This window comes from Bdellovibrio sp. ZAP7 (assembly GCF_006874645.1).
Classification (GTDB): Bacteria; Bdellovibrionota; Bdellovibrionia; order Bdellovibrionales; family Bdellovibrionaceae; genus Bdellovibrio.
Map to the genome: position 1 here is coordinate 1,924,257 of NZ_CP030082.1, position 14,445 is coordinate 1,938,701.

The following is a 14,445-nucleotide window of genomic DNA, read 5'->3' on the forward strand; positions in this document are numbered from 1 at the left end:
GAAATTGCGGCAAAACGATTAAATCATTTTTTTTTCGGGACGAAAGGTAAACCTTTCTTTACGAGTTAAGTGGCAATATCTAATTGCCACACTCATAATAACGCCAAGTCCGGCTAGAACTCCAACAAGCTCCAATGATCGTAGGTTTTTTAGGTAAACTGCTAGTCCGATAATTGAAACGGAAATAATATAAAGGACGAGAGCCGCTTTTGTGTGGCTAAGCTTTTCATCAACTAGTTTGTGATGAATGTGAATTCTGTCTGCTGAAAATGGGCTTTTTCTTTTTACTATTCTGATAAGAATCACGCGAGTCATATCGAACAATGGAATGAATACAGCTGCAATCGCCACACCGGGAGCTGCTTTAACGTAGAAAACTGATGTTTCGAATCCCGGGATACGGTTGCATTCGATAAATTTGATTGCAAGGATTGAAATGATGAATCCAATAAGCATGGACCCGGTATCACCCATAAAAATTTTGGCTTTTCCAAAATTAAAGTAAAGAAAACCCAGTAGTGCGCCTGCTAGAGAAAACGCAAGTATGCTTAGTGATTGAAAGTTCGTTGCGGAAAACCAGGCGCCGAAAAATATACTGGCTATGAAGCCAAGCCCACCGGCTAATCCATTAATTCCATCGATTAAGTTAAACGCGTTGATCAGAGCCACAAATGTGATGAATGAAAGGAACATTCCTAAGATCGGTGGTATTTCATTTATTCCGAACATGCCCCATAGGTTTGTAAGATAGAGGTTTCCAAATACGGTCACAAGAAGTGATGATGCACACTGAATTAAAAGCTTCTTAATGGGGGATAGAACCAAAATGTCATCTTTAATGCCAGCCAAGAAAAGAAGGATAATTGATGGAGTCATGAAGCGAATTTCGTCGGCATGAATAAAATCGGTAAAGAATGAAAACGAAATGCTTAATCCGGCAAAGATGGCGACCCCACCTAATGTGGGTGTTTTAATTGAGTGGAATTTTCGGTCCTGATCGGGCTCATCCATCAAGTGCTTGAGATCAGCAACTCGAATGATAACTGGAATGCTGACGACTGCGATAATTAGAGATAAAATGAATGGACCTATGCAGCTAAGAAACATGCTTCGAGTCTAAATTTGGTAACGGTTGATTTCAATAAATATTACGAATGTTGCAGTAAGCCTCATGGGGACAAATATATCGCCCCCATGCCATTGTTGCTGCGCAGTTTAATTAAAATCTAAATCTCGCCCCAGCCCCAATATCCAAATCCGCATCCACTTTCGGAGACACATCCAGAATCAAAGCCGCTTCAGCAAAAAACTCAACCTTAGGATCCGCCCACATGTAAGTCATGCCCACAGGTGCGCGAGGTCCAAATGCCACATCGCCGTCATATTTACCATCATTGATAAAGATCATGCGAGCGCCGATACCCAAATAAAGGTTCATCGGGCCTTCTTTCGCCATCTCCCAAGATTGGAATTTATCGAACAAGAATGTCGAGTGCAGTTGCAAGCCACGGTATGTGCCGCCAGATGCTCCAAGGAATGCATCCACTGAATTTTGGTCATTCAAAGACATGCGACCAGAAAAACCGATCGGATCGCCGATCATAGCTCCCAATGCATATTCAGCACGGGCATAAGAAGTCGAAAATAGAGAAGCAGAAAGAAGTAGTCCTGCGATTAACTTGTTGCTCATGAGTATAAACCCTCCGCGATAAATTCTGGGGGGCGTGTCCGGGATTGTCAATTAATCGTGTCCAGGAATTTCCCTGCGGCAATCTGCTTAATTGGCTGGCACTTTTTTGAATTTTCGTTCCACGCTGGAGCAGTTTTCTTTAGTGGAAATAAGAATCCAAGCGTCATTCCAGGCACAAACCAGGTCGGGTGTTTGCAGGTAGTGATTGTTCGCGCCATTAAGAGCCAACAAGATGGCATCGCTATTCGTGAGCGATGAAATCACGAGGGGTAATTCGGGGGCGGTAAACATCACCGGTACAACTTGCCAGTACCAGGTAAAATAAGAACTCCTTAGCTCGCCAGTCGCTTTCTCTTCTTCAGTGACCTCAAAATAGACATTTTTAATGGGCGAGTTCTTTATTACGGAAGTGAACGCATAAAACTCCGCTCCACTCATCGAGTGAACCGTCACTGGCAGAACGGAAACCGTAAAGAAATAAACGACACTTAAATAGAAAAGACCTTTTGTCCACTTTTCTGTATTGAGCTTCCAGCGAAGAGAGATAAGGAATCCCGCGCCTAATGCGAACCATGGAAAGATCGGAAGTAAATATTGTCGGTTTTGACGTATACTAAAGGCGTAGACGGCAAGGTGAATTAAAAATTCAAATGCTGCGATGAATGCGAGCCAACGAAAATTTCTTTTCCAAAGTATAACCAAGCCAGGAATAAATAGCAGCGCAACTAAATGTGCGTGGGATACAGCATCCTGAATATACCATGTCCATCCAGCGGAATCGGGACTGGCTTCGCGAGGATCGTTATGAATAACAAATTGCTTGTGAAAGTACTCTTTCCAAAAGGAAAACCCTTGCGATTCATAATGAGCAATCGAAAAAGCGGCGATTGGTGCGACAAGTCCCACACTTAAAAATAAAAGTGGACGCCAACGCCAATGACATCGAGAAGCAGTAAATAAAAGAATCGGAAAAATTCCGACCGCGGCGGCGCCTTTTGTCAGAACCGCAAAACTTAGAAAAAGTCCCGTAAGGAAAGCTGTGAGCAGATCATCGCCGTCTGAAATTCTGCTTGAAAAATAAAATCCGATCAACATGAACGCAACCATTGGCATATCGAACCAGCCACTGGACATAAAGTTCATGAACACATTGATGGTCATTAAAAGTATTGTTGCTAACAACGCCGTATTTTCATCAACCAGCCTACGGATGGCGCAGAAGAAAGCAAGGACCCCGAGAATACCTAATACTGAAGATACAAAATGAATTCCCATGGCTGTAGCGCCCCAAGCTTTAAGTGAAAGGGTGTCCAGCCAAAGTGCCAGATACGGATGTTCCACAAAAGGGTCGAAAATGTGCGGCGCTAGTTTTGGATTAAACCACGTACCGTTGTGAAGAATATCCTGCGCGATCGAACCATAAGTCGCACTGTCGAGTCCAACGCCAGGTTCCCAACTTTTGGCGAATACAAACAGGATCAGAGCAAATACCAGCCATCTAATTCGAGAGTCTATTTGTGCAAGATTCTGGAATATTTTTTTGCTCATTAAATTGATCCTCGACCGTGAATTCTTACGGCTCAGGATTGAGATGTCTAATTGCGATATTGTTACAATTGCCCTGCGAAGGCGGGGCGTCGGCGAACTTAACCCTGAATCATCGCCAAGATCTTGTGCAGCGCAGCCGCACTTAAAAGATCAGCATCTTTCTGCGAGTCAGATTCCGTATAACATCTAAACTCCGGCGCATTCCCAGAAGGACGCAGGTGAATCACTTTGTTTTTATCCGTCGTCATGCGCAGTCCATCTTGGGTGTTGATCGACTGGATCTTTGCGTCAGGAATGATTTGCTTCACAAAAACTTCAGGTGCAGCGCCCGCAGCTTGCAAAATCTTTTGGCTTTTCTCAAGAGGGCAGTTCTTCGCGAGAACGCTGGAAGTAAATCTGTTAGGAAGTTGGTCAACGACCTCGGCCACACTGCAATTGTGTTTTTTAGCAGAAGCAATAATCGTAAGCGCCGGTAAAACAGAATCTCTTGTCGGAAGCGGTTTCAAAACACTCGCGCGCTTAACCGGCGTGGCAAGAATAAATCCACCATTAGCTTCAAATCCGGCAACAGACTTAAATTCCGTCATCAGGTTATTCAGCGCCTCGACTACGTACGGTGAACCAATTTTAGTAAAATTAATCTTCTTAAAACTAGAGATCCCAGAAATTCCAGAATTGCAGCTAATAGGCAAAGCAACAGCTTCGATAGCTAAAAACTCAGAACAAATAATTCCAAGCTTATCCCCTTGAACCAAACGTCCTTGGTTATCGATAACCAAGGGGCGGTCACCATCTCCGTCTGTGCTCACCAAAATGTCAGCGTTATGTTCTTTGATCCACTTGCTGAAAAGGTCCAGTGATTCAACAGCCTCAGTATCTACGGGAATAAACTTATCACTGTAGCCAAGGCGAATCACTTGTGCACCCAGCTTTTCCAAAATAGCGCCGAAAATTCCGCGAGCTGCCGAAGAGTGCTCGTAAAAAATCACTTTCATGCCGTTAAAAGAAATATCAGAGAAGGCATTAACATAGCGCTGAACGAACAGGTCATTTGCTTCTTTAGAGCAGTCAGTACTTTTAGAATTTGAGCTTTGTAGAAATTCGCCCTTGTCGTTAAAGAGCTCCTTTTTATAGTTCTCTTTTTGCAGGCTTTCGTAGTTGTTAAAAATCTTCTCGTCATCACTTTTCAATGTTTCACCAGAAGTCAGATAAAACTTGATCCCATTGCGATCGGCAGGAATGTGACTCCCAGTGATCATCACGGCCATTGACCCTTTTTCAGCAGAAAAATATGCCAATGCAGGTGTCGGTAAAACACCGCAAAATTGAACAGTCTTGTTATGATCTTGAAGAGCTTTTTGAACAGCGGCCGTGATCTTGGGACTGCTTTCGCGCAAATCCATTCCAACAGCCACAGTTTGAGAAGGGGAGACGATGTCAGCATGTTTCAAAAAAGCGCAGGTTAAAAGATACGCTTCTCTATCAGTAAACTCAGTAACCAACCCACGAACACCACTAGTTCCAAACTTCAATGCCATAAAGCCCTCAATAAGGGCTCGATTGAATCAAATCTGATGGGAAAAGTCTTGTCGAGGTGCGTATAGGGCTATCTAATTCGTTGGTTTCTTACCTTAGTATCCAAGACAATTGCTCTGCCCTCAACTCCGTCTTTACCATCCGGGCCGGGATTGCCAGACTTTCCATCAGTGCCGGCAGAAGCGCTTTTAGAGCACGCAGGTGGTTTTTTTCCAGCAGCACCGCCTTTTCCGCCAGCCTGACCTGGTGATCCTTTTCCACCAAGTCCGCCTTTTCCGGGTTTTTGATAGATTTCCAAAAAGAATTCGGAGTCATCAGTAACTTCAATTTTAACAAACCCGGCGTCGCCCCCATTTTGACCGTCTTGGCCCGGAAAACCATCCGCGCCGTCCGCGCCATTAGAGCCGCTTGTGGGAGATGATGTACAAGAATCAGGAACGCAGGTATCAGGGTTTTTTTTGAGAGAGCAAATGTTGCGAGTCATGGTGCCATCTTTCCCATTGATTCCGTCCATAGCGCGCGCAGGAAGTAATGAAATCCCTCGTTCAGTTGCAAACTCTTCGCCATTCTTTCCGTTTTGACCATCTTTACCAATCATCGCGATTTGCAATGTGCCGATAGCAACTTTTGCTTGAATATTAATTTTTGACGAAAAATTTGTTTTTGATGGTTCACTTGTTTCGTGAGTAACAATTTGGGAATATTGTGCTGGGTTTCCAGACTGTGGACCTTTAAATTCCGCCACAATCAGTTTTTCAGCTTTTATTGTGAGATTATGCCCATTCGTTACTATTTTTGAACCACTATGAATATATGCTCTTTTGGCTTCAGCGACGACGTCTTCTTTCATGTTGAAATTCTGGTATATTAGGAAGTCAAACGGAGCCTGTGAGGTATTAAAATACTCCTGGATAAATGCACCACCACGCTGTACGGATGCATATGCACGAATACGGTAACTTACGACTTCGTTGTGCAGGACAACTTTAGTGAAATAGTTCTTCCCTGTAACAGTAGTCTCAAAGTTATTGTTCAAATAAACTTCAACAGACCCAACTGATTCGGGCCATTGAATCTTAAATTCATAATAACCAAGATCCTTCTCCTCAAAAGTAACCGGAACAGTAGATTCCTTAAGCTCCACAACCGAATTCTTCTGATCCTCTTGAATCTTTTTAGCGACATCGTCTGCGAGGTCTTGACGCTGTTTATCTTCAGCATCTTCCTTCTTAAAAGCACAAGCTCCCAAGGAAACACATAATCCAATGATCAAAATATTTCGCATCGAAATCGACATAGTGGACTCCACCCATGACGGGCTAGAATAAAAAATCACATTCTTTATAACCGAAAATCAGTTTGGAAAGGGTCTCAAATCAAGGGCCAGAAATATCTACTAAGGTTGTCTGAGTTTTAGACAGGACGGGGTGATTGGATCCATCGGGCATCATCTAGGAATGAGGTGCGGAACCGCAACGGAAATGAAAGTTACCACAAGGGCCGCAATAAAATGCCGGGCGACACCTGTCTAAAAACTCGACATCCGCGCTCGCCCAAGCCCCATTAAACCTTACGAGCTCAAAAACTCCCCAGACCCACGAATCTTCCCTAGAATCACTCCCAAAGCAGGAGTAGAATAGACATCTAATCTCCAGTCCGAGGAGACCAACAATAAAGGACACTTCAGCATGAGAATCTATTCAGATATCACAAAAACCATCGGAAAAACCCCGCTCGTACAAATGCAACGTCTGGGTAAAGACCTGCCAGGAAAACTTCTGCTAAAACTCGAGTTTTTTAATCCCCTAGCGTCAGTTAAGGACCGTATCGGTCTTGCCATGATCGAAACTGCCGAACTCGAGGGTAAATTAAAAAAAGGTATGGAGATCATCGAACCCACAAGTGGAAACACGGGAATCGCACTAGCCTTTGTCGCAGCTGCAAAAGGCTACTCCATCACACTCACAATGCCAGAAACAATGTCCCAAGAGCGCAGAACTTTGCTTTTGATGTTGGGAGCAAAAATCATCCTGACACCAGGTCCGTTGGGCATGAAAGGCGCCATCGCGAAAGCCATGGAACTTCATGAAGCCAATAAAAACTCCTGGATGGCAGGCCAATTCGATAACCCTGCGAATCCAGCAGTCCACGCTGAAACAACTGCTCTTGAAATCTGGCAAGACACTGACGGACAAGTCGACATGGTCATCAGCGGAGTAGGAACATCAGGTACTATCACAGGTGTCGGCCGAGTTTTAAAATCTAAAAAACCATCAGTAAAAATGATCGCAGTGGAGCCAACAGAAAGCCCCGTCCTCTCCGGCGGCAAGCCAGGCCCCCATAAAATCCAAGGTTTGGGAGCGGGCTTTATTCCATCCGTAATGGATCGCTCTGTGGTCGATGGAATTGAGCAAGTATCTTCTGAGGAGTCCATGAAAATGGCTCGTGAAGTAATCAAAACTGAAGGCATCCCCGTGGGCATTTCTTCAGGGGCTGCGATCCTAGCAGGTCTTCGTCAAGCGGCTAAAGAAGAAAATCGCGGAAAAAATATCGTGGTCATCATACCAAGTACAACCGAGCGATATCTTTCAACGCTTCTTGCAGAACAAGAGCGCACTGAATCTCAAGCTTTGAAAGTCCACGAAGTGGACGAAAAATATTTGGCGCGAGTGAAATAAGGAGTCTATGGTTCCTTTTAAAATTCCAGACATGGAGAAAGTTTTAATGAAGATCGGGGAGGCTGGCCAGGTGCTGGCTCCCACGTCTGAATTAAACATCTTTGTCTGGAATGTGTATAAGGGGCAGGGCGCGAAGATTTTTGAAAATGATTTTCGCAAACATGGGAGCGGTAAAGACTTTATCATGCTTCAAGAGGCCCTCGTCGATAACAAAATGCCGCTGCTTTGGACCAAAGATTTTTCCACTTACGAGTGGCATTTAGCTCAAAGTTTTCACTATAAGAAAAATCAAAACAGCACGGGCGTTGCGATCGGTTCCAAATACACTCCGAGTGCTGTGGACTTCATTCGTTCAAGCTCCAGAGAATTTTTTTGGCTGACACCGAAGCTGACACTTTTTAGTGAATATGATTTTGAAGGAAAAAAAATCTTAGTCGTCTGCACCCACGTCCTAAATTTCGTTACAACCGGGGCGTTCACGACATCCCTTTACGAGATCGCCGAGCGCATCGCAAAATTCGAAGGCCCCGTGGTGCTCGCCGGGGATTTCAACACGTGGAATGTAAAACGCCATCTGATTATGAAAAGCATTTTCCGAGATTTGGGCTTAGAACATATTGATTTAGAAAATGACGGACGCCTGTTAAAACTAGACCACGTCTTCGTCAGAGGCTTTGAAGTTCTAAAGGCAGAGGTGCATGGCTCTGTGATAAGCTCTGATCACTTCCCCTTAGAAATTAAATTGAAACTTTAAGAACGGCTAAAAACCTTTTTCAAAGTCATGCGTGAAGCAGATGCCATCTCTGCGGCAACCACCGCACCAAAGACCCACAACAGCCCCGCTTCAAATGAAATCCCACGAGCGAGCATTGCGAACGCCCCCAACGACAACAAAGCCACAGAGCCAATCGTCAGCACACGAGAGCGCATCAACACCAACCATTCGTCATATTTCAAAAGCACACGAGCCATTAAGAATGTAACCGCCAGGTAAAAGGCGCCACAAAATGCCTGACAGAAGGAGGGGGAGATCTTCATAAAGAAGTCCATCAATCCCTCGCCCGAAAAAAACAAGCGAGTTCCAAATTGAGGACACGCCATCAAAGTAAAGAACGAACTCACCAGGTGAATCCCGCCCAGTTTCAAAGCTACCGAAGATGTTTTCGGAGCAGAAGCAGAAATTTCCGCACGAATTTTGTTCAAGACAAAAGAAGAACCCGCAGTTTCCCCTGCATCGTTTTTAAAAGACTCAAAATCATTTTTAATGTCTTTCATTGTTATTTCTCCTTAAGGCTTTCAATGCACGGCTGACCAGTTGGCGGATATTGCTGTTTGAAGTTTTCATACGTCGAGCCATCTCTTCGTATTCCAATTCATCCAGATATCGCAGCCGCAAGGCTTCCTGCTCCCGAGGCCCCAGTTCCTTTAATAAAACTGCAGCCTCTTCCTCATGCTCCACACTAGGAGCGGACTCGTCACTTTGTGACATTTTGTCGTCCCATTCGAGGTGGTTTTTGATTTCACGATTTCTATAGTCTTTTAGCTCACTTCGAGTGATGACATAGATCCAGGCCAGGGCCTGGTGTTTTGGATCATAGAGGTGCTTTTTACGAAAGATCTGCATAAACACGATTTGCAGGACATCATCAGCGCGTTCCGCCGATAGACCACGCTTCTTAATATAAGATAAAACGCGGCCAGAATGTCTCGTATAGAGATAATCCAATGCCTTTGTTTCTCCCTCGGCGAGGGAGATCAAAAGTTCTTCGTCTGTTTGGTCTTCCAACTTTTTTTCAATCACTTTGTCACAAAGCCTCTATCTCCATCCTAATAGCGTATGAAGGAACAAACAAGTATGAAGATGCTCACCTTATTTTTGATACTCATCGCAGGCTTTAGCACACAAGTGAACGCCCATCCTGTGTCCTATCAGGGTGCCACGTCGTTGATGTCCTATAATAAGCCCGGTGAAAACGAGTTGCTACTGACCTATTCTTTTCGGTCGTATCTCGCAGCTGGTCTGTATTATTTCAAAGTCGAAGATGTGAACTATACCTTGCCGCGAATTAACTATCTCGCCAAACGCTGGAATAACGAAGACTCCCAGGGAAATATCTATCTGAGCGCTGGTTACGGTGCTGAGAAATCCTATGATCAAAATAAAGGTGTGGGGTACGCTTCCATCGATCTTGATTGGGAGTCGCGCAAATATTATACCGCTGCTTCTTACGGACGGTTCTTTCGTGATCACTCCGAACCGCAATTAAGACCCGATTTTGAAATGATGAAGCTACGAGCGGGGATTGCTCCGTATCTGGCAGATTATAACGACATCAATGCCTGGTTCATTCTTCAGGCCGACAAACAAAATGATACGGGTGTGGAACTCACACAATTTATCCGTCTTTTTTACCGCAATGTTCTGGTTGAGTTCGGCGCAGGCTTTAACGGCAATTGGGCTTTTAATTATATGGTGCATTTTTAAAGGGAGAATTTATGAAGTCGTTGATTTTGGTTTTGTCACTTTTGTTTTCGATGAATGCCTTCGCTGCTGAAACAGAAACCGTAGGCGTTAAAGGCATGGTGTGCTCTTTCTGTGCGCAAGGAATTACAAAAAAATTCCAAGAGCAACCCGAAGTATCCAAAGTTGAAGTAAGTCTTGAAAAAAAATTCGTGAAGCTTACTTATAACGAAGGTAAAAAACTGACCCACGAAAAAATTGAAACCTTGCTAAAGGATGCTGGCTATGAAGTTAGCTTCGACAAAAAATAGTTTTTTAACTTATCTGACTTTATTTAGTTCTGCGGGAACGCTTGTATGTTGTGCGCTTCCTGCTTTATTTGTAAGTCTTGGATTGGGAGCGGTCCTTGCCGGTGTTGCTACAAAAGTGCCTGGGCTGATCTGGATATCCGAGCATAAAGTAGAAGTGTTCATTTTTGCGGCAGTCATGCTTTCTGCAAACGGATTGTGGATGTGGTTTAACCGCAACGCTCCTTGTCCCATCGATCCTGTTCTACGAGATGCCTGCATAACAGGCAGAAAGTTCTCAGCTCGAGTTTATGTGATCTCTGTGATCATATTCTTGATCGGAGCCTTCTTCGCTTTCATCGCACCCCTTCTTTAAAGGTCGCGCCAGAGGTAAAGACACACTTTCTCCATAAGCTGGAAAAAGTGTGTCTTTACCTCTGGCGCGACCTTTTCCCGGCATCCATCTAACGCAGTGAGCCTCAAAAAGCGAATCCGCGAAATTCACTTCGTTGACTGGATGCAATGTTTTGATTATCCCTAAGTCTTCGTAATTTAAACGAGAAATCAAACATGGAGTGCAACAATGTTTAGTAATAACTTGCTAATGTCTCCAGCGATCGCTGGGGTTATTGGTTTGGTGTTGGCAGTAGTTCTGTACCTTCGCGTGAAGGCACAACCGACTGGCAATGAAACTATGAATCGTATCGCGGGCTACGTTCGTGAGGGCGCGATGGCTTTCCTTGTACGTGAGTACAAGGTTCTTTTTGTCTACGCAATCGTCGTAGGCTTGGTTCTTTGGTACGCTCTAGGCGCGATTGCAGCAGGATCATTCATCCTGGGCGCATTCTTGTCTTTGCTTGCGGGCTTCTTCGGTATGAAAGCTGCGACTTACGCAAACGTTCGTACGACTCAGGCAGCAGCAACTGGTTCTAAACCAGCAGCTCTTCTTGTTGCGTTAGATGGTGGCGCTGTTATGGGTCTTTCCGTAGCAGGTCTTGCATTGATCGGTTTGGGCGTTATCTACATGATGTTCAAAGATCAAACTGAAATCGTTGGTACAATTCTTCACTCGTTCGCAGTAGGTGCTTCTTCTATCGCACTTTTCGCGCGTATCGGTGGTGGTATCTACACTAAAGCGGCTGACGTAGGTGCAGACATCGCTGGTAAAGTTGTAGAAAACATTCCTGAAGACGATCCTCGTAACCCAGGCGTTATCGCCGACAACGTTGGTGACAACGTGGGTGACGTTGCGGGTATGGGCGCAGATATCTATGAATCAATGGTTGCGGCCATCGTTTCTGCAATGGCGATTGCTTTGACAATCCCGGCAGAAGGTCTGAGCAAACTTTTGACTGATGCTTCTGATGCAGCTGTTGTTCGTGGTGCGGGTGTGGCTTTGCCTCTGGTTCTTTCTGCTCTTGGAATGGTTATCTCTATCGTTGTGATCTTCTTGGCGCGCGCTTTTAAAAACGGCAAGCCAGCGACAGTTCTTCGTAACGCTTTGATCATCCCACCAATCTTGTTGACGATCGCAGCAGCAATCGTTCTTCCAATGTTCGGTATTTCTCAAGCAGTAACTGTTGCTTTGGCAGCGGGTGCGTTTGGTGGTGCTTTGATTGGTCTTATCACTGAGTACTACACAGCTCATCGTCCAATCCGTCTGGTTGCTGAGGCAGCTTTGACTGGTGCTGGAACTGGTGTGATCCGTGGTTTGGCAGTAGGTATGGAATCAACTGCTATCCCAATGTTGATCGTTGTGGCTGCAGCGTACATCGCTGACCACGCTTTGGGTCTATATGGTATTGCTATCGCAGCAGTTGGTATGTTGGCTGGTACTGCAGTTGTAATGACTGTAGATGCTTACGGTCCAATCGCTGACAATGCGGGTGGTATCTCTGAAATGTCTGGTCTTGGTAAAAACGTTCGCGATATCACTGACGAATTGGATGCTGTTGGTAACACAACTGCAGCTATCGGTAAGGGGTTCGCGATCGGTTCTGCGATCTTGACAGTTCTTGCTCTATTCTCTGCGTTCAACATGGAAGTGAACCACATCCGTTTGCAAAAAGGTTTGCAAGCAATGTCTTTGGATCTTACTTCTTCTGGCGTATTGATCGGTATCTTGATCGGCTCCATCCTTCCGTTCCTAGTTGGTTCAACAACTATGACTGCGGTTGGTAAAGCGGCTCAAAAAATAGTGGTTGAAATTGCTCGCCAATTCAAAGAGATCCCAGGTCTTCGCGAAGGTAAAGCTGAACCACAACCGGCACGTATCGTAGACATCGCGACTCAAGCAGCGTTGTTCGAAATGATCTTGCCAGGTATGATCGCGATCCTTGCTCCAGTAGCCGTTGGTTTCTTGTTGGGGCCTCAAGCTCTAGCGGGTCTTCTTGCTGGTGGTTTGGCTGTGGGCGCGACTTTGTCTCTGTACATGGCGAACGCTGGTGGTGCATGGGATAACGCTAAGAAATTCATCGAAAAAGGTGGATTACCAGGTCATCCAAAAGGTTCCGACGCTCATAAAGCGGCAGTTGTTGGTGACACTGTAGGTGACCCGTTCAAAGATACTTCTGGTCCTGGTATCGCGATCTTGATCAAAGTTATGTCTGTCGTATCTTTGTTGATCGCTCAATTGATCGCTACTATCTAGTTGCGATCTTCTGACCGAAGTCGAAAATAAAAAAGGAGCCCATGAGGCTCCTTTTTTTATTTTGTCGAATGCTAGTGTTACATAACGCAAGTTTGCCAGTTATCAGATGTTAGCGCGCAAAAAAATCCCTGTCGTTTAACGACCTCTAACTTTTAGCAGTTAAAACCCAAATACCGACCAGAATAAATAAAGTCCCCGAAACGTATTTCATAATCTGCGGATTTAACATTTGTCCAAGATAGCGTCCAAAAATCACGCCCAATGCCCCAGCTAAACCAAGAGCCAATACCACAGCAATTAAAACCGTCATGGTTGATTTCGTCTGGCTAGACGCAGCGAGTGCTGCGAACTGAGTTTTGTCGCCCATTTCTGCCAGAAAAATAGTGATGAATGTGCTCGCAAAAATCTTCCAATCCATAGCCGGTCCTTTAGAATATAAGTCAACTTCGACTATTTTATGAAACAGGTTGAAAGGAAGGCAAGATTGAAAAGTGAGTTTATTGCCGCCATGGATCTTTTGCAGGAAGAGGCGAGCCATGGTGACCTCTCGCTAAAAAAGGTATTCAATCTTCTGGGGGAGGAGGGCCACGGCATGATTTTGCTCGTGTTGTGCCTGCCGTATCTGTTTCCCATTCCTGTTCCAGGTCTTTCAACAATATCTGGCGGCTTGATCATTCTGGTTTCATTTTTTCTTTTTCTGCGCAGACCCCCGTGGCTTCCGCGCCGCTGGGAGAATGTTAAAATTTCTGCGAGCACGATTTTAAGAATCAGCAATCATGCTGAAAAAGTATGGACCTATGTCGCTAAGATCGTAAAAAAGCGCATGCTGTTTTTGCATGACACGCATTTCTTTCGTCTGTTGAATTTCTTGGTCCTGGCCGTGAATGCAGTTCTGCTGGCGCTTCCGTTGCCAATTCCTTTTTCAAACACGGTTCCCGCTATTGCCATCGTCCTGTGTGCAATCGGTTATCTGGAAAAGGACGGACTTTTCACACTGTTTAGTTATTTGTGGTGTGGGGTCGTTGTTAGTTTTTTTGCATCCCTTGCCATGGGAGCAAAGCATCTGTTTTAGTGCAGAGATCATTTGCAATCATAGGTTCACCCGCTATGATTTATATGTTCAATCAACAGGAGGAAAGAATGAAATCTTTGATCGCACTTTGTGCTTTCGCCATGACGGCAACTTTAACTACAGTTTCTTTTGCACAAACGCATGAAACGACGGCGCCAACGACAACACCTTCACCATCTGAACCTGCATCAGGTGCAATCGGCATGGGCCCTTGCGCAAAAGATATGGATCTTTTGTGTCCAGGAGTGAATCCGGGCAAAGAGATGCATAAATGCATGAAGGACAACCGCAAAAAGGTTTCAAAAGAGTGTAAAGCAAAAATGGCTGACATGAAAAAAGCCATGAAGGGTATCCATGCGGCCTGCCACGAAGACGCTGAAAAATTCTGCGGCGATGTAAAGCCAGGCAAGGGTGCAATGATGTCTTGTATGAAAGATCACAAAGACGAAGTTTCACAAGTCTGCAAAGACAAAATCGAAAATGTGAAAGCCAAACGCAAAAAGTAAAAAATAAAGCCGGGGAG

16 protein-coding genes are annotated in these 14,445 nt (G+C 44.9%); 8 read left to right on the top strand and 8 right to left on the bottom strand.

What is annotated here, in order from left to right; translation table 11 throughout:
- Positions 1–18: 18 nt before the first annotated feature.
- From DOM22_RS09270 to DOM22_RS09290, 5 genes are all read right to left on the bottom strand, one after another.
- The gene (locus tag DOM22_RS09270; protein WP_142700088.1) at positions 19–1,107 is read right to left on the bottom strand and encodes a glycosyltransferase family 4 protein; all 1,089 of its coding nucleotides are present in this window, start codon (positions 1,105–1,107) and stop codon (positions 19–21) included.
- Positions 1,108–1,219: 112 nt separating this feature from the next.
- Positions 1,220–1,690 (bottom strand): hypothetical protein, encoded by a 471-nt coding sequence (locus DOM22_RS09275; RefSeq protein WP_142700089.1) that lies wholly within the window; start codon positions 1,688–1,690, stop codon positions 1,220–1,222.
- A gap of 87 nt (positions 1,691–1,777) precedes the next feature.
- Entirely contained in the window at positions 1,778–3,238 is a 1,461-nt protein-coding gene (locus DOM22_RS09280) for a glycosyltransferase family 39 protein (protein WP_142700090.1), read from the bottom strand.
- Between the two features lie 98 nt (positions 3,239–3,336).
- Entirely contained in the window at positions 3,337–4,776 is a 1,440-nt protein-coding gene (locus tag DOM22_RS09285; protein ID WP_142700091.1) for a phosphomannomutase, read from the bottom strand.
- A gap of 68 nt (positions 4,777–4,844) precedes the next feature.
- The gene (locus DOM22_RS09290) at positions 4,845–6,071 is read right to left on the bottom strand and encodes a hypothetical protein (RefSeq protein ID WP_142700092.1); all 1,227 of its coding nucleotides are present in this window, start codon (positions 6,069–6,071) and stop codon (positions 4,845–4,847) included.
- Positions 6,072–6,462: 391 nt separating this feature from the next.
- On the opposite strand from DOM22_RS09290, the gene cysK reads away from it, so the two are divergent.
- Together cysK and DOM22_RS09300 are read left to right on the top strand one after the other, a co-directional pair.
- Positions 6,463–7,452, top strand: a complete 990-nt coding sequence (gene cysK, locus DOM22_RS09295; RefSeq protein WP_142700093.1) for a cysteine synthase A — start codon at positions 6,463–6,465, stop codon at positions 7,450–7,452.
- A gap of 7 nt (positions 7,453–7,459) precedes the next feature.
- Entirely contained in the window at positions 7,460–8,206 is a 747-nt protein-coding gene (locus DOM22_RS09300; RefSeq protein WP_142700094.1) for an endonuclease/exonuclease/phosphatase family protein, read from the top strand.
- Here the strand turns inward: DOM22_RS09300 and DOM22_RS09305 are convergent.
- Together DOM22_RS09305 and DOM22_RS09310 are read right to left on the bottom strand one after the other, a co-directional pair.
- A complete protein-coding gene (locus DOM22_RS09305; RefSeq protein WP_142700095.1) occupies positions 8,203–8,727 on the bottom strand; it encodes a hypothetical protein in 525 nt (174 codons plus the stop codon). The genes DOM22_RS09300 and DOM22_RS09305 overlap by 4 nt on opposite strands.
- Positions 8,714–9,253 carry an RNA polymerase sigma factor gene (locus DOM22_RS09310; RefSeq protein WP_246845919.1) on the bottom strand — a complete coding sequence of 180 codons (540 nt, stop codon included), beginning with the start codon at positions 9,251–9,253 and terminating at the stop codon, positions 8,714–8,716. Before DOM22_RS09310 ends, DOM22_RS09305 begins: the two co-directional genes overlap by 14 nt.
- A gap of 54 nt (positions 9,254–9,307) precedes the next feature.
- On the opposite strand from DOM22_RS09310, the gene DOM22_RS09315 reads away from it, so the two are divergent.
- The 4 genes from DOM22_RS09315 (at position 9,308) to DOM22_RS09330 (ending at position 12,850) form a co-directional block, all read left to right on the top strand.
- Complete coding sequence (locus tag DOM22_RS09315) at positions 9,308–9,937, top strand: hypothetical protein (protein ID WP_142700096.1); 630 nt, start codon at positions 9,308–9,310, stop codon at positions 9,935–9,937.
- A gap of 11 nt (positions 9,938–9,948) precedes the next feature.
- A complete protein-coding gene (locus tag DOM22_RS09320; protein ID WP_142700097.1) occupies positions 9,949–10,224 on the top strand; it encodes a heavy-metal-associated domain-containing protein in 276 nt (91 codons plus the stop codon).
- On the top strand, positions 10,199–10,576 hold the full coding sequence (locus DOM22_RS09325) for a hypothetical protein (protein ID WP_210415721.1): 378 nt from the start codon (positions 10,199–10,201) through the stop codon (positions 10,574–10,576). The genes DOM22_RS09320 and DOM22_RS09325 overlap by 26 nt, the downstream gene beginning before the upstream one ends.
- 207 nt (positions 10,577–10,783) lie before the next feature.
- Positions 10,784–12,850, top strand: a complete 2,067-nt coding sequence (locus DOM22_RS09330) for a sodium-translocating pyrophosphatase (protein ID WP_142700099.1) — start codon at positions 10,784–10,786, stop codon at positions 12,848–12,850.
- A 145-nt stretch (positions 12,851–12,995) separates the two neighbouring features.
- On the opposite strand, the gene DOM22_RS09335 is transcribed toward DOM22_RS09330, so the two are convergent.
- Positions 12,996–13,388: a TMEM165/GDT1 family protein gene (locus DOM22_RS09335; RefSeq protein WP_246845920.1), complete on the bottom strand. Its 393-nt coding sequence runs from the start codon at positions 13,386–13,388 to the stop codon at positions 12,996–12,998.
- Here DOM22_RS09335 and DOM22_RS09340 point away from each other — a divergent pair.
- Together DOM22_RS09340 and DOM22_RS09345 are read left to right on the top strand one after the other, a co-directional pair.
- On the top strand, positions 13,359–13,922 hold the full coding sequence (locus tag DOM22_RS09340) for an exopolysaccharide biosynthesis protein (RefSeq protein WP_142702171.1): 564 nt from the start codon (positions 13,359–13,361) through the stop codon (positions 13,920–13,922). The two genes, DOM22_RS09335 and DOM22_RS09340, sit on opposite strands and share 30 nt — an antisense overlap.
- 68 nt (positions 13,923–13,990) lie before the next feature.
- On the top strand, positions 13,991–14,428 hold the full coding sequence (locus DOM22_RS09345) for a cysteine rich repeat-containing protein (protein ID WP_168196618.1): 438 nt from the start codon (positions 13,991–13,993) through the stop codon (positions 14,426–14,428).
- Positions 14,429–14,445: the final 17 nt, after the last annotated feature.

What these genes read in the sequence shown, in the direction of transcription:
- DOM22_RS09270 (WP_142700088.1), bottom strand. Translation starts at nt 1,107, where the DNA reads ATGTTTCTTAGCTGCATAGGTCCATTCATTTTATCTCTAATTATCGCA.
- DOM22_RS09305 (WP_142700095.1), bottom strand. Translation starts at nt 8,727, where the DNA reads ATGAAAGACATTAAAAATGATTTTGAGTCTTTTAAAAACGATGCAGGG.
- cysK (WP_142700093.1), top strand. Translation starts at nt 6,463, where the DNA reads ATGAGAATCTATTCAGATATCACAAAAACCATCGGAAAAACCCCGCTC.
- DOM22_RS09280 (WP_142700090.1), bottom strand. Translation starts at nt 3,238, where the DNA reads ATGAGCAAAAAAATATTCCAGAATCTTGCACAAATAGACTCTCGAATT.
- DOM22_RS09340 (WP_142702171.1), top strand. Translation starts at nt 13,359, where the DNA reads ATGGATCTTTTGCAGGAAGAGGCGAGCCATGGTGACCTCTCGCTAAAA.
- DOM22_RS09285 (WP_142700091.1), bottom strand. Translation starts at nt 4,776, where the DNA reads ATGGCATTGAAGTTTGGAACTAGTGGTGTTCGTGGGTTGGTTACTGAG.
- DOM22_RS09345 (WP_168196618.1), top strand. Translation starts at nt 13,991, where the DNA reads ATGAAATCTTTGATCGCACTTTGTGCTTTCGCCATGACGGCAACTTTA.
- DOM22_RS09290 (WP_142700092.1), bottom strand. Translation starts at nt 6,071, where the DNA reads ATGTCGATTTCGATGCGAAATATTTTGATCATTGGATTATGTGTTTCC.
- DOM22_RS09300 (WP_142700094.1), top strand. Translation starts at nt 7,460, where the DNA reads ATGGTTCCTTTTAAAATTCCAGACATGGAGAAAGTTTTAATGAAGATC.
- DOM22_RS09315 (WP_142700096.1), top strand. Translation starts at nt 9,308, where the DNA reads ATGAAGATGCTCACCTTATTTTTGATACTCATCGCAGGCTTTAGCACA.
- DOM22_RS09330 (WP_142700099.1), top strand. Translation starts at nt 10,784, where the DNA reads ATGTTTAGTAATAACTTGCTAATGTCTCCAGCGATCGCTGGGGTTATT.
- DOM22_RS09320 (WP_142700097.1), top strand. Translation starts at nt 9,949, where the DNA reads ATGAAGTCGTTGATTTTGGTTTTGTCACTTTTGTTTTCGATGAATGCC.
- DOM22_RS09275 (WP_142700089.1), bottom strand. Translation starts at nt 1,690, where the DNA reads ATGAGCAACAAGTTAATCGCAGGACTACTTCTTTCTGCTTCTCTATTT.
- DOM22_RS09325 (WP_210415721.1), top strand. Translation starts at nt 10,199, where the DNA reads ATGAAGTTAGCTTCGACAAAAAATAGTTTTTTAACTTATCTGACTTTA.
- DOM22_RS09335 (WP_246845920.1), bottom strand. Translation starts at nt 13,388, where the DNA reads ATGGCTCGCCTCTTCCTGCAAAAGATCCATGGCGGCAATAAACTCACT.